Raw genomic sequence first — 16,684 nt, 5'->3', positions numbered from 1 at the left:
GGCCGGCCGGGCCCGGGACGCGCTAGTGCTTCTCGCGCTTTTCCTCGGCGAGCCGCCGCGCCTCGCGCATGACGACCACGCTCGGCTGCTTCTCGAACGGCGTGGGCGGCAGCCCGATGAGCGCCTGCAGGTAGGCATGCGCGCGGTTCATGTCGGCGCCGATCATCGCGAGGGCGACCTCGTGGTCCGGCTCGTTCTGCGCGATCTCCAGGTAGGCGGCGCGGAAGCGCGCGTAGTCCGCTTCGGCCCGCGCCACCCGGCGCTGGACGGCCTGCATGTTCGCGTACTCTTCACGGGTGTATCGCATGGACCCATGCTAGGACGACGCCAAGGGCGAGGTGAAACAGGCGTGCAAAAGTCGCACGTGCCTGCAACAGCGTGACCGGCATCACGCGTGCAAGCCTTCGCTCAGCGCGCCTGCCGCAAAAAGCGGCGGACGTTGTCGGGGTCCGCGCCGATCGATTCGACGGCGTGCTGCAGTTCCTTTTCGCTGCAACCGAGCCAGTTCGACCAGTTGCGGCGCTCCCATTCGTGTTCGAGGCTGATCAGGATATCCTGCGAACTGCCGTGGCGGACCTTGTCTTCGGACATCTGCGACTCCTGTGCGGTGTGCAGTCAGCGTAGGCGTCCAGCGCGGCAATCCGCATCGGCGCGGCGGCCGAGGCGGGTGCGCAAACCGCAGCCATTGCTGTAGGAGCGAAAGCCGGGCCGCTGTCCCCACGCCGACCCGGCACCCGCCGATGGCACACCGCGCATCCCAACGCCGTCCTACACCCCGGGGGGCGGCGCCTGACGATGCTGACGGCAAGGAAGCATCCGAGATGCCGAGGCAGAAAGCTCCCGCCGCACAGGGCCACGCCAAGCCGGACAGCCCGGGGGGTGGCGCCGGCCCGACCAGCGGCCAGGGTTCCGGCAGCGCGCTGCGCGAGATGCTGCGCCGGCAGCGGCAGAACCCGCGTCCGGGCGCGGGCCAGCCGGTGCCGGAACAGGAGTGCGGACCACCCGACCCGAAGCCGACCGCGGGGCGCCGGACGCCTCGCTGACGGCGGCTGGCGGCCCGCTGGTGACCCCCTGGTGACCCGCAGGGTCAGGGCGTGCGCGTGCCGGCGCTGCGGGCCAGCGCCTCCTCGAGCGCATCCAGTTCGACCGGCTTGGTCAGGTGCGCATCGAACCCGGCCTCCGCCGTGCGCCGGCGGTCGGCCTCCGCGCCCCAGCCCGTGAGGGCAGCGATGAACACGTGCCGGTGCTGGGGGTCCTGCCGCAGGGCCCGCGCGACCTCGAAGCCGTCCATGATCGGCAGGCCCAGGTCGAGCAGCACCACGTCCGGGCGGAAGCGCCGCGCCTGCTCCAGCGCCTCGCGGCCGTCGCCGGCGCCCGCCACTTCATAGCCCAGCATGTCGAGCAGCGCGAGCAGCGTCTCCAGGCCGTCGCGGTTGTCCTCCACCACCAGCACGCGCCGCGTGCCGGCCGCGGATTCCGTCGCGCCGCCCGGCTGCGGCTGCCGCGCCGGCTGCGCCGCCAGCGGCAACTCGACAGTGAAACGGGTGCCTTCGTCGAGGCCGTCGCTGGCGACACGGACGGAGCCGCCGTGCATCTGGACCAGGGTGCGCACGAGCGCGAGACCGATGCCGAGGCCGCCCTTTGCCCGGGCGGAAGTGTGGTGCAACTGGGTGAACATCTGGAACAGCTTGCCCTGTTCTTCGGGGGGGATGCCAATGCCGTTGTCGGTGACTTCAAGGACCGCGTTCATGCCGGCGCGCCAGGCCGCCAGCCGCAGTTCGCCGCCGTCCGGCGTGTACTTCGCCGCGTTGTTCAGCAGGTTGCCCACGATCTGGATCACCCGCGCCGGATCGGCGTCGAGCATCAGGTCCTCTTCCGGCAACTGCAGTTCGAGGCGGTGGCGGGCCGTCTCGATCGCCGGCCGCGCGATCTCCACCGCCCGCTCGAGCAGGGTGCGCAGCCGCACCGATTCGCGCTGCAGCTGGATCATGCCGCGGTTGATGCGCGACAGGTCGAGCAGGTCGTCGATCAGCCGTGCCATCTGGCTCACCTGGCGGTCGATCACCTCCTGGGCGCGCGCCTGCGCCGAAGGCTCGGGAGCGAGCCGCATCATCGCCACCGCGTACTTCATGGGCGCGAGCGGATTGCGCAGCTCGTGCGCGAGCGTCGCCAGGAACTCGTCCTTGCGGCGGTCCTGCTCGCGCAGCATCGCGCTGTCGCGCACCCGCTCGATGTGGGCCCAGCAGCGGTCCACGACGTCGTGCACCAGTGCCACCTCGCGCCCGGTCCAGCGGCGCGGCACCGCCTGGTGCACCGCCATCATCGCGACCAGCCGGCCTTCCTTGACCAGCCCTGCGCAGATGATCGCCTTGATGCCGATCGCGTTGAACATCCGGCCGCCGCCCTCGTCGCCGAGTTCGGCATCGACGTCGTGGACGACCAGCGGTTCGCCACGGCGCAGCCGGGAGGTCGCCTGCGAGCCGAACAGGTCGAGCGAATACACGCCGGCGCTGCTGGGGACGCCCTGCAGCGACCAGTCGCTGCGGATGGTGAAACGATTACCGTCCGGCTCGACGTCCGCGTAGGCACAGCGCGTTGCGCCCAGGTACTCGCCCAGCAGCCGGGCGGTGATCTCCATCACGCGGTTGGCATCGTTGTGCACACGCGTCTGCTGGCCCAGGCGATCGAGGAAGCGGAACCGTTCCTCGCTGTCGCGCAACGATGCCGCCGCCTCTCGGCTGGCGGTCACGTCGACGCACACGCCGACCCATTCGCGCAGCTGGTCGCCATCGAGCATGGGCGCGCCATGCACGGTCACCTGGCGGTAGGCGCCGTCACGGCGGCGCAGCCGGTACCCCATCTCGACGACGCGGCGCGTCGACACGCCGTGCCGCCACAGCCGCAGGACATCGGTGCGATCGTCGGGGTGGACCGCATCCAGCCATCCTTGGCCGCGATAATGCTCCCAGGGCTGGCCTGTGAATGTTTCCCAGGAGGGCAGTGGGCGGCGGATCTCGCCGTCGGCGTCGGTGGACCAGACAATCGTGGTCCCGGTGCCGTCGAGCTCCTCGTGTGAAGGAGTTCCGGCCCGCAGCCCCCGCCCGGGCTGTGTGTCGGGTTCGAACATGGGGCGCGATGATGCCATGCGGGCTGGCTCATCAAGGGCTTCCGACACAGTAAAGCACGCACCAGTCACGGGCCTTCCATCCGCGGGCGGCCAGCGTGCAAACAAGTTCACGAGAGGGGCCGTGGTGGCATGCAGCGGATGACCAGGCTGCGGCTGCATCCGTGGAAACCCGCCGCTCGACTCAGCGGGGCCACTTCTTGCCTTCGCGGATCAGTCCTTGATGGATGCGTTGCGCCTGGGCGCGCGGGGGTCTCGGCACGCGACAGGAGAGCTGGATCGCTTTTGCGTGGTTCGACACCGCGCGGCAGCCCTTTTCTGCTGAGCGTTGGACCGGTGCGGGGGCCGGCCAAGCTCCGGGTCGAGCTGCCACGCATCAGTCCAGGAACCGTTTGGAATGGTCCGCCGGGGGCAGCAGGCACGTCTCGGACTTGCCAAACAGCGCGTAGCGGTTCCGCGCCACCAGGCGATAAGCGGCGTCCCGCAGCGGCCCTGGAACAAGCCACCCCAGCCATGCAGCACGCCACGGCCAGCCCAGCACGTGCAAGACCCGCAGGACGGCCGCCGTGTGCTGCCAACTGCGTTCGCCGTCGACGAGCAGCAGGGTCTGCAGCCCGTCGGGGCGCAGACCCGCCGCGGCAAGCAGGGCTTGGCCAGCTGCGCCCTGGATTGACGCGAAGCGAAGCACGCCGCGGCGGTCGAACCTGAGAAGGAATTTCACCCAGCGGCTGCAAAGCAGGCATCGGGCGTCGAACACGACGATCATCCCGCTTTCTCGTCAGGCAGGTCCAGGTGTCCACGATAGCTGGCGACCGTGCCGATCAGGGGCAGCGACGCCTGCACGCGGAAGTGCAGCCGGCCGGGCATCGCGGTTTCTTCCGCCACGATGGCCGGCAGCAGCCAGCGCGGGCACGCCACTCCCAGAAAGCGCAGCCGCACCAGCTTCATCTCCAGCATGTCCGGGCCGCCCTTCAGGGTGAACCAGAGTCGCGCGAAGCCAAGGCGCTCCACGACATGCCCGCCAGCATGGGTCAGCCGCGACCGCATCATCTGGCCCGGGAAACGGCGAATCCAGACTTCCTCCGCCGGGCCGGCCTCGAGTTCGAACTGAAGGGCTCCTTCCCGTGCATCCAGTGGCGCGCCCAGGCACCGTGCAAGCATCCGGGCCACCGCCGACTCAGGTGCCCCGACCACCACCCAGCCACGCAGGACGTGCGCGCCCTCGAGGGCATGGAAGCGCTGGAGCGGCGAAGGCAGCCGGGTGAAATCCGCTCCCATGATCTGCTGGTACAAGGACATCGTCTTCACGCGCACACCTCCGTGCGGATGGCCAGGCCTTCCATTTCGCGCGTGACATCCTCCAGGTCCAGCAGGCCGACACAGGGGTACGCGCCAGCGGGCAGAGCTCCCGCCTGCACCTTGCGGACGAAGGCTGCGGCCGCAAGCGTCGGAACGAACGGGCCGTGCCCTTGCGTTGCGACGAGCTGCCACGTTCGAGTCACCGACGACCCGGCGCGGTCAAGGCCCTGCACCGTGACATGCATTGCGCCGGCATCGCTTCCCCAGGTTCTGAACAGGTCCGCGGCCTGCTTCAGCAGCTTCGCGTGGCGCGACCAGTCGCGCACGAGCCCCCGCCGTGCCATCCAGGCCAGAACGTTCATGCCGCGGTGCAGAAACTCCAGTTCCAGGCCGGCACCGAAACGCACCTCCGGGGCTCCGGCGTAGCGCAGAGGAAACAGCGTGAGGTCCGGCACGTCGCAAGGCGACAGCAGCCTTGTCCCGACCGGGGAGGGATACGCATGCCGGCGAACGCCGGACCAGCCGCAAACCTTGCGAGCGCCCGTGCCGGGCAGCGGCTTGCCGCAGTAGGTCAGGATGCCGCGCACGGTGGACAGCCCGCGCTCGGTGCGGTTGCCGGGGCTGATGCCGATGTCGATGGACTCGATCCTGGACAGGCCCTTCGCCAAGGCATCGGCAGCTGCGCCCGACAACGCCGGGACGGAACTTGCGCCGCTCGCGATGGTGATGCCGGCTGCGAGCGCTGATTGGTGGAGGCGGCTGATGCCGGCGACATGGTCGCGCCCATCGGCCAGGTCGGCGTAGTGGACGCCAGCCCGGGCGCAAGCGGCCGGCACGCGGTAATCCGAGCCTTGGAACGGGCCGGAGGCGTTCACCATCACGGTCGGCGCGAGCCTGCGCAACGTGTTCTCGAGCGCAGGGTCCTGCGAGTCGAGCGCGACGGCTTCAAGCCGGGCGGGTGAACCCTTCTGCAACTCGTGAACGACCGCCTGCGCCGCAGCCAGCGACCGTCCGGCGACCTGGATGTGGCCGCCGGGACGATGCGACAGTCGCTCGACAAGCCTTCGGCCGAAAAAACCGTAGCCTCCCAGAACCAGAACGCGCAGATCGGACATGCGCCAGTCTAGCGAGCGCAGGCCTCCAACCCGCAGGGGAGCTTGGCGGCAGGCACCCCGGCGAAGCGTTCGCCGGCAGGGGACACACGGCCCTCGGGGGTCATCCGCGGCATCACGCCCCCACCAGAAAAAAGGCCGGGGATGCCCCGGCCTTTCCTTGCATGCGCTCGGCGCGGCGTTCAAGTCGCCGGCTGCAGACCCACCTTGGAGTTGAACGTGTAGCAGGCCGCCTCGAAGCTGCGGATCTCGTGCAGCGCCTCGCGCAGGCTCATCTCGCCCCGCTCCATGAGTTTGCCGGCCAGGTGCTCGGTCAGGGGCTTCAGGCGCGACAGCAGGGCCTTGGTCTCGCCGTACAGCCGCTCGCTCTGCGCTTCCATGATGCTGCGCGTTTCCTCGTCCACCGCCTTGCTGCCGCCTTCCTGCGCCAGGGCGCCGAAGTTCAGACGGGTCTTGCGGTACATGCCCATCTCGCCGACGGCATGGTGCAGCAGCTTGGTCACACGCGTGATGTCGTTGTGCGCGCCGTTGGTCGTGCCTTCCTCGCCGAAGAACAGCTCCTCGTTGGCCATGCCGCCCAGCAGCACCCGCACGTCGTGCTCGATGTCACCCTTGGTCTTGAGCAGGTTGGCCCCCTGCTTGTGGAAGACGAAGCCGAGCGCGTTGTTGCGCGGATTGGCCTTGAGCGAGATCTTGAGCGTCTTCATCTCCGAGAGGATCGCCTCCCAGTTGCCGCCCGCCTTCTTGCGCTCCTGCTCGAAGTCGACCAGGAAGTGGCCCCACTCGTGGATCGCGATGATGCGACGGTCGCGCTCGCGCTCCTTGGTGGTGTTGGTGTTGACATTGCCCACCAGCACGCGCTCGGCGGCCTGCATCAGCGTGTCGGCGCCGATCATCAACCCGGCCTGGACGGCAGTGATGCCAGCCTGGTTGACGATGGTCTCCAGGTCCGCCGGGCTGCGACCTTCGGTGATCTCCACCAGGTGGCGCAGGTCCAGGTCGGGCAGCACCTTCTCCGAGCGCTGGCTCAGGTAGTGGCGGATGATCGACTGGCGCTCTTCACGGTTGGGCAGGCGGAAATCGACCTTCATCTGGAAGCGCCGCAGCATGGCTTCGTCCATCTGCATCTGCTCGGCGTTGAAGTTGGACGCGACGATCCAGATGATCTCGGCGTCGTTCTTCGTGCGCACGCCGTCCAGCACGGCCAGCAGCATGTTCTGCGTGTCGTCGTCGAACTTGCGGTGGCCGCCGCGCTTCATGAACAGGTCCTGCGCTTCGTCCAGGAAGACGATGCAGCGCTTGCGCCGCTTGGCCATGGCCACGATGCGCGACAGGGTGTTGGCGCCGCCACCAACGTAGCCCGTTTCCAGGTTCACGGCCGAGTGGAACAGGATCGGCAGGTTCAGCTCCTTGGCCAGGTAGCTGGCCAGCTTGGTCTTGCCGGTGCCCGCCGGGCCGCTGAACATCACGTTGAACGGCTTGTTGATGCCGTACTCCGCGTACTCGGCGCGCCGCATGTACTGGTCCTTGATCTGCGCGACCTCGGCCTTGATGTCGTCCATGCCGACCAGGTCGCCCAGGGAGCCGCTCACCTGCGACGGCTCGATGAACTTGAGGGACTTGAACTGGCCCTTGAGCTGGAAGGCCAGGAAGCCCAGCAGGCCCAGGGTGAGCGCGGCCGACAGCACGCCGGACACGCCAGCCTTCCAGGCGTCCTTCTCGGACTGCGGGCGGGCGCCGGCGAAACCGGAATCGAGCTTGTCCAGCAGCTGCAGGCTGGAGGCGCTGAGGTCCGAGCGCGGCACGAAGCTGAGCTTGGCGCTCCAGGCGGCGGAGACCGCCTTGTCCGCGAAGATCTTGGTCTCCATGTCCGACGGGTAGTAGGCGTACTGCTTGCCGGCCGACTGGACCAGGATGAAGCGCTCCGAGATGTTCCACATCAGCGGACGGTAGATCACCGTGATGCGGTCGACCGGGTTGTTCTGCAGGAAGCTCAGCACCGAGCCGGTGCCGAACACGACCGGCAGCTTCTCGTCAAATGCCGAGATGCCATCGGCAACGGCCATGCTGCGCACCTGCTCGGCCACCGCCGCTTCGCGCTGCATGAGCACGACGGAGTAGATGCCGGTGGCCGGGATGAGCAGGGCCATGGTGATGACGAGCAGCTTGACGGCGGTGCTCTGGATCACGAACCAGTCCGACAGGCGGGCGGCCGCTTTCTTGATCGACAGCCACAGGCCGCCGCCGGACGGTTGCTCGTCCTTGCCGAATTCAGGGTTGGGGGTGGTGGGGGAACTGACCGATAAATCAGACATGCAAGTCCTCTCTTGTCGGTGCAATCCTACAGACCCACCCCTTCCGTGCAAGCGAAAAAGGGCGATCCGCTCAATGCGAAGCCTGCCGCGTGACGTTGTTCACGCGACCTGCCTGGAGGCAGCTCAGCCGTTGTGCTAGGCGAGTGCCGCTTCGTCCACTTCGGCGATGCGGCGCAGCTGCTCGACCGCGCAGCGCTCGGCCTCTGCCACTGCGAGCATGGGGTCGTGGTGCAGCCCTTCGCCGCACAGCTTGACCAGGCAGTTGGCGTCCCAGTAGCTCTCCGGGCGACGCCGGCAGATCTTGGCGTAGCCCAGGTAGCGCTCGCCGGCCGCTCCTGTCTCGCAGGCGTAGCTGGCGATGTAGAAGCCGAAGTGGGGACCGGAGATGCGTTCCATGGTGGGGCCTGACACAGCTGAGGCAGTGGGGTCATTCTGGGAGGCGCCGCGGCGCTCGGGTGTAGGACAACTCCTCGCGATCGATCGCGACTCAGCAACAGGAACCCCGTGCGCTGCTCGGTGTCCAAGCGATTGGCCGGGTTTTTTTTCAAGTTTCTTCCCCCGGCTGCTTGCCCCTTGGCTCCCCGTGAGCCCGGGGGCCCTTTTTTTTGGCGCCGGATTCTGTCGTAGGCACCGTCCTACCGCTTCACAGCGCGAACTCCCAGCGCTTGCACATGAGCCTGCCCCTAGCATGCCTGCTCGCCGAGCCAGCCCGCGGCGATGCACCTGGGAGGACCCATGCCAAACACCGGATTCGCCTTGCCTGGCGTCCCGACGCCCACGCCCGAGGCGTTTCGCCAGCCCCTGCGGCAACTGCTGGAACGCACCCTCGGCACGCGCCGCACCGCCCAGCGCCGCCTGCACCAGGGCCAGGGCCAGCCGGTGATCGTCTTCCCGCGCCAGCACACCGGCCCCGAGAGCACGGCCGCCCTTCGCACCGTCCTGGAGGAATCCGGCTTTCGCGCCCACGACTGGGGTCAGGGCATGGACCAGGGTCCGGGCACCATGGGCCTGAACCGCTGGCTGCGCAAGCTCGAGGAATGCGTCATCGACGTGTTCGAGGCCACGCAGGCGCCGGTCACGCTGCTGGGCTGGGGCCTGTCGGGCATCTACGCCCGTGAACTCGCCAAGCGCGCCAACCCGCTGGTGCGACAGGTCATCACGCTCGGCACCCCGTTCAACACCACGGCCGACCCGCAGCGCAGCTGCAAGGTCCTGGCGCTCCTGGACAGCGCCGCCGAGCGGCTGCCGCTCGCGGTGCGCCATCGCCTGCGGCAGACGCCGCCGGTGCCGTGCACCTCGATCTACAGCCGCGACGACGGACTGGTGCGGCCGGAGCAGTGCTGCGAGCGCGATTCGGCGGAGACCGAGAACATCGAACTGTCCGGGGTCCGCCACGAGGAGCTCGCGACCCATCCGCGCGCGCTGGAGGTCATCACGCACCGCCTTGCCCAGCCGGAGGACCGCTGGGAGCCCTTCGAACAGGCCGTCCGGCTGCACGCCTGATCACCGCCGACGGGCGGCGCGGCGCCGCCCGGGCCCAGATGCTGCGGCCGCCCGGATGGCCGCCTTTCCGCAACTCCCCTCATCCGGCGCCGAGTGCGGCGGCGTGGTGCGCGAAATGGTCGGCCACGAAGCTGGCGACGAAGAAGTAGCCGTGGTCGTAGCCCTCGTGCCGCCGCAGCGTGAGCGGCTGGCCGGTCGACTCGCAAGCCTGGATCAGCCGATCGGGCCGCAGCTGGGTCGCCAGGAACGAGTCGGCAAGCCCCTGGTCGACCAGCAGCGGCGGCGCCCGGCGCCCGCTCTCGATCAGGGCGCACGCATCGTGCTCGGCCCAGGCCTGCCGGTCGGCCCCCAGGTAGCCGGAAAAAGCCTTGTGCCCCCACGGCACCTCGGAAGGCGCGCAGATCGGCGCAAAGGCGGATGCGCTTCGGAACAGGCCGGGGTGGCGCAGGGCGAGCGTGAGCGCGCCATGTCCACCCATCGAATGGCCGAAGATGCCGGTGCGCTCGGGCAGTCCGCCGAACCCGGCCATCACCAGCTCGCGCAGCTCGCCCGTGATCCAGCTTTCCATCCGCCAGCGGGTGCTCCAGGGCGGCTGCGTCGCATCGAGGTAGAAGCCCGCGCCGGTGCCGAAATCCCAGTCGGCCTCGGCGCCTTCGACCCCGGTGGCGCGCGGACTGGTGTCGGGCGTCACCAGGAGCCAGCCGCGTTCAGCGGCCAGCCGCTGCGCGCCCGCCTTGATCGCGAAGGTCTGCTCGTTGCACGTCAGGCCGGCAAGGTAGAACAGCACGGGCACCCGGCGCCCCGCCAGGGCCTGGGCCGGCCGGTACACGCCGAAGCGCATCGGCAGGCCCACGGTGGCCGAAGGATGCTCGTGGAAGCTCTGCACGCCGCCGAAGCAGCGGTGCTCCTCCAGGGTGGTGAACGCGGCCATGTCCGTTCAGTACACGACGACGGAGCGGATCGACTCGCCCGACTTCATCAGCTCGAAGCCGCGGTTGATCTCCTCGAGCTTCAGCGTGTGGGTGATCAGGTCGTCGATGTTCAGCCGGCCGTCCATGTACCAGTCGACGATCTTCGGCACGTCGGTGCGGCCGCGCGCGCCGCCGAACGCCGACCCCTTCCACTGCCGGCCGGTGACCAGCTGGAACGGGCGGGTGGAGATCTCGGCACCGGCCTCGGCCACGCCGATGATGATGCTCTGGCCCCAGCCCTTGTGGCAGCACTCCAGGGCCTGGCGCATCGTGGTCGTGTTGCCGATGCACTCGAAGCTGTAGTCGGCGCCGCCGTCGGTCAGCTGCACGATGGCGTCCACGATGTTCGGGTGCTCCTTCGGATTCAGGAAGTGCGTCATGCCGAAGCGGCGCGCCATCGCTTCGCGCCCCGGGTTGAGGTCGATGCCGATGATCTTGTCGGCGCCCACCATCTTCGCGCCCTGGATCACGTTCAGGCCGATGCCGCCGAGCCCGAACACCACCACGTTGGCGCCGGCCTCGACGCCGGCGGTGAAGATCACCGCTCCCACGCCGGTGGTCACCCCGCAGCCGATGTAGCAGACCTTGTCGAACGGCGCGTCGGGCCGGATCTTGGCCAGCGCGATCTCGGGCACGACGATGTAGTTGCTGAACGTCGAGGTGCCCATGTAGTGCAGCACCGGCTTGCCGCCCAGCGAGAACCGGCTGGTGCCGTCGGGCATCAGCCCCCTGCCCTGCGTGCCGCGGATCTGCTGGCACAGGTTGGTCTTGCGGGAGAGGCAGAACTTGCACTGCCGGCACTCGGGCGTGTACAGCGGGATGACATGGTCGTCCCGCTGGAGCGACCGCACGCCCGGCCCGACCTCGACCACCACGCCGGCACCTTCGTGCCCCAGCACCGCCGGGAACAGCCCTTCCGGGTCCGCGCCCGACAGGGTGTACCAGTCCGTGTGGCAGATGCCGGTGGCCTTCACTTCCACCAGAACCTCGCCCTCGCGCGGGCCCTGCAGGTCCAGTTCCTCGATGGTGAGCGGCGCCTTGGCCTGCCACGCGACGGCAGCACGGGTCTTCATGGGGGAATCCTTCCTGTCGAGATGGTGAGTCCCCGGACCGCCACGTCGATCGGCGCGCGGGGAAGGCGAAGGATGCTACCGGCTCCCACGCCCGAATGGGTCGGGCGCGCGGCCGACCTGCCCGCATGGCGCGCGTTTCCGCCGGCGACCGGCCGGGCTCGTAAGATCGCCCCATGCCGAACCCACGTTCCACCGACTGATGCCAGGCACTCCCGGTCAGCGTTCAGGCCAGGGCCTCGACAGCGTGCTGGCCCACATCACGCAGGATGCGCGCAGTGCGACCGCACCGGCGCCCGTGCCGGAGCCCGCGGCCGAGCCTGCTCCGCCACCCGTCGAGCCGGACCGCTCGTCCACCACCATCCTGGTCGTGGACGACCATGAGGCCGGCCGCTACGCGATGGCGAAGCTGCTGCAACGCGCCGGGTTCCGGACGCTGGAGGCCGACAGCGGGACCGAAGCGTTCGCCCTGGCCGAATCCGCCGCCGCCGTGCTGCTCGACGTCAACCTGCCCGACGTGAACGGCGTCGAGGTGTGCCGCGTCCTGAAGTCGCGCCGGCCCACGGCCCACCTGCCCGTCCTGCTGGTGTCGGCCGTCTACATCGACGAGCTGCATCGCGGCGCCGGATTGTCCTCGGGTGCCGACGCCTACCTGGTGTCGCCGCTGGAAAGCGGCGAGCTGGTGCCGCTGCTGGACAGGCTGCTGGCGGCAAGCCGGGCCCGCTGACGCTGCCGCCCTGCGACCGCGTCGGTGCGCAGCACCGGCTGCACGGAGCATGGGCGCCGGTGGCGGGGTCGGGAACGGCGATTGCCGGCGCCGGCCATCACCACCACGAGGAAAGCCACAGTTGCGCCCATCGCATGCCGACGAGCTTCAAGCTCTCGCTGCCCGGCTGCTCACGGAGCTGGACGACTACGAAACCCGGCTGAACGCCCTGCTCGGCCAACCCCAGGACGAGGTGCTGTATGCGCGCAATGCCGCGCAGTTCGACTGCATCCGTGCCTGCGCGACCACGCTGCCCGGCCTGCAGGTCTGCTGGGTGGAGGTGCTCATCAGCCGGTTCGAGCTGCTCGACGAACTGTGGCGCAAGCCGGAGCAGAGCGCGCCCGGCACCAAGCTGCCTGCCGTGCGCACCAAGCATGGCGAGACGCTCGGCACCCTGCGCAGGCTCTGCCTCAGACGCTATCCGGACGCCTGCCCGGGCGCCGCGGCACCGGACCGGTAACGCGTCGGCACCTGGGTGCCTGAGGCGAAGGCCGCCGCTTGCTCTGACCATCACTGGACGGTGCCGTGGTCGGCCGTGTGCCAGGCCCAGCCGCGCCAGTGGGGCGACCGATCGCCGGCATGGGACCTGCTCAAGCTTTGCGCAGCGTCGCCGAAAGGCAGGGAACCGCCACTGCCAGTGCCTCTGCGGCCGCTCCCATGCATCTCGACGACAACCCCGACGCCATCGATGTCCAGATCGCCGACCTCCTGGTGGCCACCAGCGACGAAGCCGATCCGATCCTGGATCCCAACGTGCAGCAGGTGCTGGCGCTGCTGCGGGAGCGGATGCAGATGGATGTGGTGTTCGTCTCCCAGTTCACCCATGGCCAGCGCGTCTTCCGCCGTGTGGACCAGCGCACGCCGCTCCTGCAGGTCGGTGCGTCGGATCCGCTCGAGGAAAGCTGGTGCCAGCGGGTGGTCGACGGGCGCCTGCCGGAGTTCATCCGCAAGGCGCAGCCGTTCGTGGACGACGGCCGCGCGCCGCGGCCCGGCCTGGAGATCGGCACCCATCTGAGCACGCCGGTGATCCTGCCGGACGGCCAGATCTACGGCACCCTGTGCTGCTTCAGCCACGCCGTCCAGCCGTTCGCCGGCGAACGGGACCTGCGCCGCCTGAAGTCCACCGCCAACCTGCTGGCCGCCAAGCTGCAGCCTCGACGCGAGGCCCCGGTCGTCGCCCGACGCGCGCCGTTGTCGACTTGAGGTGCCTCGGCCGCACAGAGGCCGTGACGTGGTTCTGCGGATGTTAGACGCCGCAAACCATGGCCTGATGGAATCGCAACAGGAGGCCCCGATGAAGAAGGCGTTCTTGCTCATCTCGCTCTGCACCACGGCAGCGATTGCGGCGCAGGTCGGAGAGAAGCCCGGCGATCAGGCAGCGGCGGCCCAGCGCGGGACGCCCCCAACTGCAGAGGCGAAAGCGGCGTTCATCAAGAAGTGCTGGCGCACCACGAATTGCGACGCGCCACCCGAAGCGCGCAATCCGAACCCGGTCGGCGGCACCGTGAGGAACGAAGGCGCGTCCCGCAAGTAGGTCGAGGGCTCGCCGGGTTGGTCAACGGGCGCCCTGTTGACCTACATTTGCCCGATCGGTGGTCCTCTTCGGCCGGCACTTGCGCGATGCTCTTCGTCGACCGCGCTTGTCCGCCTGTCCTGTCACGGTCATCCTGTGGAGGCGTGACTTCGTTTGAAGTGACGGCTCGAATGGTCGGAGCGATAGGATTCGAACCTACGACCCTCTGGTCCCAAACCAGATGCGCTACCAGACTGCGCTACGCTCCGACTGCGCGCATTCTACGGTGCGGCGGCGAGGAGGCGGCAATGGCGGTTCACATCGTGCGGCTGGGCACCCCGCGCAGCCCGGGAGAAGGCCTGCGAATCGGCACGGTGCGCCGGCCGCCGCGCGGGGTCCCCAAGGAGCGCTTCGCGTCCGACGACTGGTATGACGTCTGGTACCCGAACCTCGCGCCGGAAGCAGACACCGTGAAGCAGGCACTCGCCGCGACGGACGACAAGGCCTTGGCCGCGTTCCGCCGCCAGTACCGCGCCGAGATGGCCCGGCCGGATCCGGCACGCACGCTGGACCTGCTGGCGGCGCTGTCGCACCAGGCCAGCTTCTCGGTGGGCTGCTATTGCGAGGACGAGGCGCGCTGCCACCGCTCGCTGCTGCGCGAGCTGCTGGCCGAACGGGGCGCACGCATCGCCTGAGCCTGGCCGTCAGCAGCGCAGGCCCTGTCCGATCACCGGGTCGGGGTCGACGACGACCCGGTGCCGGTGGTCGGGCCCGCAGCGCCTGCCCCGCCGATGGACCCCGAGGTCCCCGAGGTCCCGCCGAGGCCGCCCACGGACCCCGTGCTGCCGCCGGCGCCGCCCATGGAGCCCGTGGTTCCGCCCGAACTCCCCAGGGAGCCGGCGCTGCCGCTGCTCCCCATGGAGCCCGTCGCGCCGCTGCTTCCCATGGAGCCCGTGCTGCCCATCGAGCCGGTCATGCCGCCGGTGCCGCCGGGGCCGGTGAGCGTGGTGCCACTACCGGTCGTGCTGCCGGTGGTGCCGGTGCCGCTGACCGTGCCTGGCGAGCCGCCCGGCTGCGTCGTGCTCATGCCGGGCGTGGCAGCCCGTGTGGCCGGCGTCGAGCCCGGCTGCACGATGGCGCCGCCGCTCGCGCCCAGCGTCCCGGTGCTGGTCGCGCCCTGGCCGTTGTTGACGCCGGTGGTCGCCGAGCCGCCCGTCGTGTCGCCGGCGGACCCGCCCGACGAAGCCCCGGTCCCGGCCGAGCCGGATGCGCCGGCGGTCTGCGCGGCCGCGCCCCCGGCAAGCACCGAGGCGACGAGGACGGCGAGAAGTCTGTTCATGGAGGTCTCCTTGGATTGGAATGGCCGCGCGACTGCCCGCGCCACTGGTGCCACAGTGGGCCGGTCGGCGCCTGCTGTCGGTCGGACACCGCGGCCGATGCCGGTCGGCAGGCACCGAGCCCGCCGTAGGACCGGGCTGTCAACGACAGTCCCCATGCAAAACGCCGGCTGAGCCGGCGTTTTTGAGGTCGGTGCGTGGCGCGCCGGTCAGAGCTTCACGTACTCGTACTCCACCGGCTGCGCGTTGATGCCGCGGTCCGGCGGCGCGATCCACGCGGCCATCTTGCCCGGCTCGGTCACGCGCTGCATCAGGCTCTTGACGAAGGCCTTGTCGGCCTCGCTGGGCAGCCAGTCGTCCTTCTTCGCGTCGAATTCCGCCTGCGTGATCGGCTTGCCTTCGGGCGTGGTCGGCACGCCGGCCCACACGCCAACTTCGCGGCGGAAGCGGGTGGACGGCAGCTTCAGGTCGAAGTCGACACCGGCGCGCTTGATCGCCATGTTCCAGCGGGTCACGCCGATGTTGCAGTCCTTGACGTACTCCAGGCGGGTGATCTCGTTGATGCCGTTGCGCACGCCCACGGTTTCGCCACGCACCCCACCCTTGCCGTCCGGCACCTGGATCTGCATCTCGGTGTCGGCCTCCACGTGGTCCGGGAACTTGGCCTCGTCGGGGCGGCCCTTGATCCCGTTGGCGAAGTAGTTCGCGGCATTGGACGACGACTCGGAGCCGAACAGGTCGAGCGAACTGGTGAACCAGAAGTTGAGGTAGCGCTGGATCGTGGGCAGGTCCACCACCCCGGCCTTGCGCAGCGTGGCCGCATCGTCGGTGTCCAACTCCTTCATCACCTCCAGCGTGCGCCTGATGACGCGGCCCACGCCGGTCTCGCCCACGAACATGTGGTGCGCCTCCTCGGTGAGCATGAAGCGCGTGGTGCGGGCCAGCGGGTCGAACGCGCTCTCGGCGAAGCTCTTGAGCTGGAACTTGCCGTCGCGGTCGGTGAAGTAGGTGAACATGAAGAACGACAGCCAGTTGTCCATCGGCTCGTTGAACGTGCCCAGGATGCGCGGCTTGTTGACGTCGCCCGAATGGCGCTCGAGCAGTTCCTCGGCCTCCTCGCGGCCGTCGCGGCCGAAGTGCGCATGCAGCAGGTACACCATCGCCCACAGGTGGCGGCCCTCCTCCACGTTCACCTGGAACAGGTTGCGCAGGTCGTAGAGCGAGGGCGCGGTGTGACCCAGCAGGCGCTGCTGCTCGACCGAGGCAGGTTCGGTGTCGCCCTGGGTCACGATGAGCCGCCGGAAGGTCGAGCGGTACTCGCCGGGCACGTCCTGCCAGACGTCCTGGCCCATGTGGTCGCCGAAGCCGATCTTGCGGTTCTCGTCCTTGTCGGCCAGGAAGATGCCCCAGCGGTACTCGGGCATCGGCGTGTAGCCGTAAGTGGCCCAGCCCTGCGCGTCCACGCCGACGGCCGTGCGCAGGTAGACCTCCTTGGCCTTGAAATCGCTCGGGCCCATCTCCTCCCACCAGTTCAGGAAGGCGGGCTGCCAGTGCTCCAGGGCGCGCTGCAGCTGCCGGTTGTCCGACAGGTTCACGTTGTTGGGAATGAGGGCTTGCAGGTCGATCGTGCTCATGGCGGGTTCCTGTCTTGTGAGGCCATCCCCGCCGTCGCGG

18 protein-coding genes and 1 tRNA gene are annotated in these 16,684 nt (G+C 69.3%); 6 read left to right on the top strand and 13 right to left on the bottom strand.

Annotated elements, in window-relative coordinates:
- Positions 1-22: 22 nt before the first annotated feature.
- The 8 genes from VFE82_RS07860 to VFE82_RS07825 form a co-directional block, all read right to left on the bottom strand.
- Positions 23-307, bottom strand: a complete 285-nt coding sequence (locus VFE82_RS07860) for a hypothetical protein (RefSeq protein WP_324999700.1) — start codon at positions 305-307, stop codon at positions 23-25.
- 101 nt (positions 308-408) lie between these two features.
- Positions 409-591: a DUF3606 domain-containing protein gene (locus tag VFE82_RS07855; RefSeq protein WP_324999699.1), complete on the bottom strand. Its 183-nt coding sequence runs from the start codon at positions 589-591 to the stop codon at positions 409-411.
- Positions 592-1,087: 496 nt separating this feature from the next.
- On the bottom strand, positions 1,088-3,127 hold the full coding sequence (locus VFE82_RS07850; RefSeq protein ID WP_324999698.1) for a hybrid sensor histidine kinase/response regulator: 2,040 nt from the start codon (positions 3,125-3,127) through the stop codon (positions 1,088-1,090).
- Between the two features lie 373 nt (positions 3,128-3,500).
- Entirely contained in the window at positions 3,501-3,890 is a 390-nt protein-coding gene (locus tag VFE82_RS07845; RefSeq protein ID WP_324999697.1) for a thiol-disulfide oxidoreductase DCC family protein, read from the bottom strand.
- Positions 3,887-4,423 carry a DUF4166 domain-containing protein gene (locus VFE82_RS07840; RefSeq protein ID WP_324999929.1) on the bottom strand — a complete coding sequence of 179 codons (537 nt, stop codon included), beginning with the start codon at positions 4,421-4,423 and terminating at the stop codon, positions 3,887-3,889. The genes VFE82_RS07845 and VFE82_RS07840 overlap by 4 nt, the downstream gene beginning before the upstream one ends.
- Before the next feature lie 5 nt (positions 4,424-4,428).
- Positions 4,429-5,538, bottom strand: coding sequence for a saccharopine dehydrogenase family protein (locus tag VFE82_RS07835; protein ID WP_324999696.1), 1,110 nt, complete (start codon positions 5,536-5,538; stop codon positions 4,429-4,431).
- 179 nt (positions 5,539-5,717) lie between these two features.
- The gene (locus VFE82_RS07830; protein ID WP_324999695.1) at positions 5,718-7,850 is read right to left on the bottom strand and encodes an AAA family ATPase; all 2,133 of its coding nucleotides are present in this window, start codon (positions 7,848-7,850) and stop codon (positions 5,718-5,720) included.
- Positions 7,851-7,985: 135 nt separating this feature from the next.
- The gene (locus VFE82_RS07825; RefSeq protein ID WP_324999694.1) at positions 7,986-8,246 is read right to left on the bottom strand and encodes a hypothetical protein; all 261 of its coding nucleotides are present in this window, start codon (positions 8,244-8,246) and stop codon (positions 7,986-7,988) included.
- A 339-nt stretch (positions 8,247-8,585) separates the two neighbouring features.
- On the opposite strand from VFE82_RS07825, the gene VFE82_RS07820 reads away from it, so the two are divergent.
- Entirely contained in the window at positions 8,586-9,353 is a 768-nt protein-coding gene (locus VFE82_RS07820) for a hypothetical protein (protein ID WP_324999693.1), read from the top strand.
- Positions 9,354-9,432: 79 nt separating this feature from the next.
- Here the strand turns inward: VFE82_RS07820 and fghA are convergent, their stop codons facing one another.
- A complete protein-coding gene (gene fghA, locus VFE82_RS07815; protein WP_324999692.1) occupies positions 9,433-10,284 on the bottom strand; it encodes an S-formylglutathione hydrolase in 852 nt (283 codons plus the stop codon).
- A 6-nt stretch (positions 10,285-10,290) separates the two neighbouring features.
- Positions 10,291-11,397: an S-(hydroxymethyl)glutathione dehydrogenase/class III alcohol dehydrogenase gene (locus tag VFE82_RS07810; RefSeq protein ID WP_324999691.1), complete on the bottom strand. Its 1,107-nt coding sequence runs from the start codon at positions 11,395-11,397 to the stop codon at positions 10,291-10,293.
- 199 nt (positions 11,398-11,596) lie between these two features.
- Here VFE82_RS07810 and VFE82_RS07805 point away from each other — a divergent pair, with 199 nt between their 5' ends.
- From VFE82_RS07805 to VFE82_RS07790, 4 genes are all read left to right on the top strand, one after another.
- Entirely contained in the window at positions 11,597-12,121 is a 525-nt protein-coding gene (locus tag VFE82_RS07805; RefSeq protein ID WP_324999690.1) for a response regulator, read from the top strand.
- A 121-nt stretch (positions 12,122-12,242) separates the two neighbouring features.
- Positions 12,243-12,620, top strand: coding sequence for a hypothetical protein (locus VFE82_RS07800; RefSeq protein WP_324999689.1), 378 nt, complete (start codon positions 12,243-12,245; stop codon positions 12,618-12,620).
- A 197-nt stretch (positions 12,621-12,817) separates the two neighbouring features.
- Positions 12,818-13,363, top strand: coding sequence for a GAF domain-containing protein (locus VFE82_RS07795; protein WP_324999688.1), 546 nt, complete (start codon positions 12,818-12,820; stop codon positions 13,361-13,363).
- A gap of 67 nt (positions 13,364-13,430) precedes the next feature.
- The gene (locus VFE82_RS07790; RefSeq protein WP_324999687.1) at positions 13,431-13,694 is read left to right on the top strand and encodes a hypothetical protein; all 264 of its coding nucleotides are present in this window, start codon (positions 13,431-13,433) and stop codon (positions 13,692-13,694) included.
- A 171-nt stretch (positions 13,695-13,865) separates the two neighbouring features.
- On the opposite strand, the gene VFE82_RS07785 is transcribed toward VFE82_RS07790, so the two are convergent.
- A tRNA-Pro gene (locus VFE82_RS07785) sits at positions 13,866-13,942 on the bottom strand.
- A 39-nt stretch (positions 13,943-13,981) separates the two neighbouring features.
- On the opposite strand from VFE82_RS07785, the gene VFE82_RS07780 reads away from it, so the two are divergent.
- Positions 13,982-14,368 carry a DUF488 domain-containing protein gene (locus tag VFE82_RS07780; protein ID WP_324999686.1) on the top strand — a complete coding sequence of 129 codons (387 nt, stop codon included), beginning with the start codon at positions 13,982-13,984 and terminating at the stop codon, positions 14,366-14,368.
- A gap of 32 nt (positions 14,369-14,400) precedes the next feature.
- Here VFE82_RS07780 and VFE82_RS07775 read toward each other — a convergent pair whose 3' ends face one another.
- A complete protein-coding gene (locus tag VFE82_RS07775; RefSeq protein WP_324999685.1) occupies positions 14,401-15,012 on the bottom strand; it encodes a hypothetical protein in 612 nt (203 codons plus the stop codon).
- Positions 15,013-15,219: 207 nt separating this feature from the next.
- Positions 15,220-16,644, bottom strand: a complete 1,425-nt coding sequence (gene boxB, locus VFE82_RS07770; RefSeq protein ID WP_324999684.1) for a benzoyl-CoA 2,3-epoxidase subunit BoxB — start codon at positions 16,642-16,644, stop codon at positions 15,220-15,222.
- Between the last annotated feature and the right edge of the window lie 40 nt (positions 16,645-16,684).

The sequence above is a fragment of the Ramlibacter sp. genome, from assembly GCF_035655895.1.
Lineage (GTDB): Bacteria > Pseudomonadota > Gammaproteobacteria > Burkholderiales > Burkholderiaceae_C > Ramlibacter.
Note: the sequence above shows the minus strand (reverse complement) of the source record. Positions and strands in the feature narration are given on the sequence as shown.

Bases quoted from the DNA above. Each gene is read 5' to 3' on its own strand.
- boxB (WP_324999684.1), bottom strand. From the start codon at position 16,644: ATGAGCACGATCGACCTGCAAGCCCTCATTCCCAACAACGTGAACCTG.
- VFE82_RS07825 (WP_324999694.1), bottom strand. From the start codon at position 8,246: ATGGAACGCATCTCCGGTCCCCACTTCGGCTTCTACATCGCCAGCTAC.
- fghA (WP_324999692.1), bottom strand. From the start codon at position 10,284: ATGGCCGCGTTCACCACCCTGGAGGAGCACCGCTGCTTCGGCGGCGTG.
- VFE82_RS07820 (WP_324999693.1), top strand. From the start codon at position 8,586: ATGCCAAACACCGGATTCGCCTTGCCTGGCGTCCCGACGCCCACGCCC.
- VFE82_RS07795 (WP_324999688.1), top strand. From the start codon at position 12,818: ATGCATCTCGACGACAACCCCGACGCCATCGATGTCCAGATCGCCGAC.
- VFE82_RS07810 (WP_324999691.1), bottom strand. From the start codon at position 11,397: ATGAAGACCCGTGCTGCCGTCGCGTGGCAGGCCAAGGCGCCGCTCACC.
- VFE82_RS07790 (WP_324999687.1), top strand. From the start codon at position 13,431: ATGGAATCGCAACAGGAGGCCCCGATGAAGAAGGCGTTCTTGCTCATC.
- VFE82_RS07830 (WP_324999695.1), bottom strand. From the start codon at position 7,850: ATGTCTGATTTATCGGTCAGTTCCCCCACCACCCCCAACCCTGAATTC.
- VFE82_RS07850 (WP_324999698.1), bottom strand. From the start codon at position 3,127: ATGTTCGAACCCGACACACAGCCCGGGCGGGGGCTGCGGGCCGGAACT.
- VFE82_RS07835 (WP_324999696.1), bottom strand. From the start codon at position 5,538: ATGTCCGATCTGCGCGTTCTGGTTCTGGGAGGCTACGGTTTTTTCGGC.
- VFE82_RS07855 (WP_324999699.1), bottom strand. From the start codon at position 591: ATGTCCGAAGACAAGGTCCGCCACGGCAGTTCGCAGGATATCCTGATC.
- VFE82_RS07805 (WP_324999690.1), top strand. From the start codon at position 11,597: ATGCCAGGCACTCCCGGTCAGCGTTCAGGCCAGGGCCTCGACAGCGTG.
- VFE82_RS07840 (WP_324999929.1), bottom strand. From the start codon at position 4,423: ATGTCCTTGTACCAGCAGATCATGGGAGCGGATTTCACCCGGCTGCCT.
- VFE82_RS07845 (WP_324999697.1), bottom strand. From the start codon at position 3,890: ATGATCGTCGTGTTCGACGCCCGATGCCTGCTTTGCAGCCGCTGGGTG.
- VFE82_RS07775 (WP_324999685.1), bottom strand. From the start codon at position 15,012: ATGAACAGACTTCTCGCCGTCCTCGTCGCCTCGGTGCTTGCCGGGGGC.
- VFE82_RS07780 (WP_324999686.1), top strand. From the start codon at position 13,982: ATGGCGGTTCACATCGTGCGGCTGGGCACCCCGCGCAGCCCGGGAGAA.
- VFE82_RS07860 (WP_324999700.1), bottom strand. From the start codon at position 307: ATGCGATACACCCGTGAAGAGTACGCGAACATGCAGGCCGTCCAGCGC.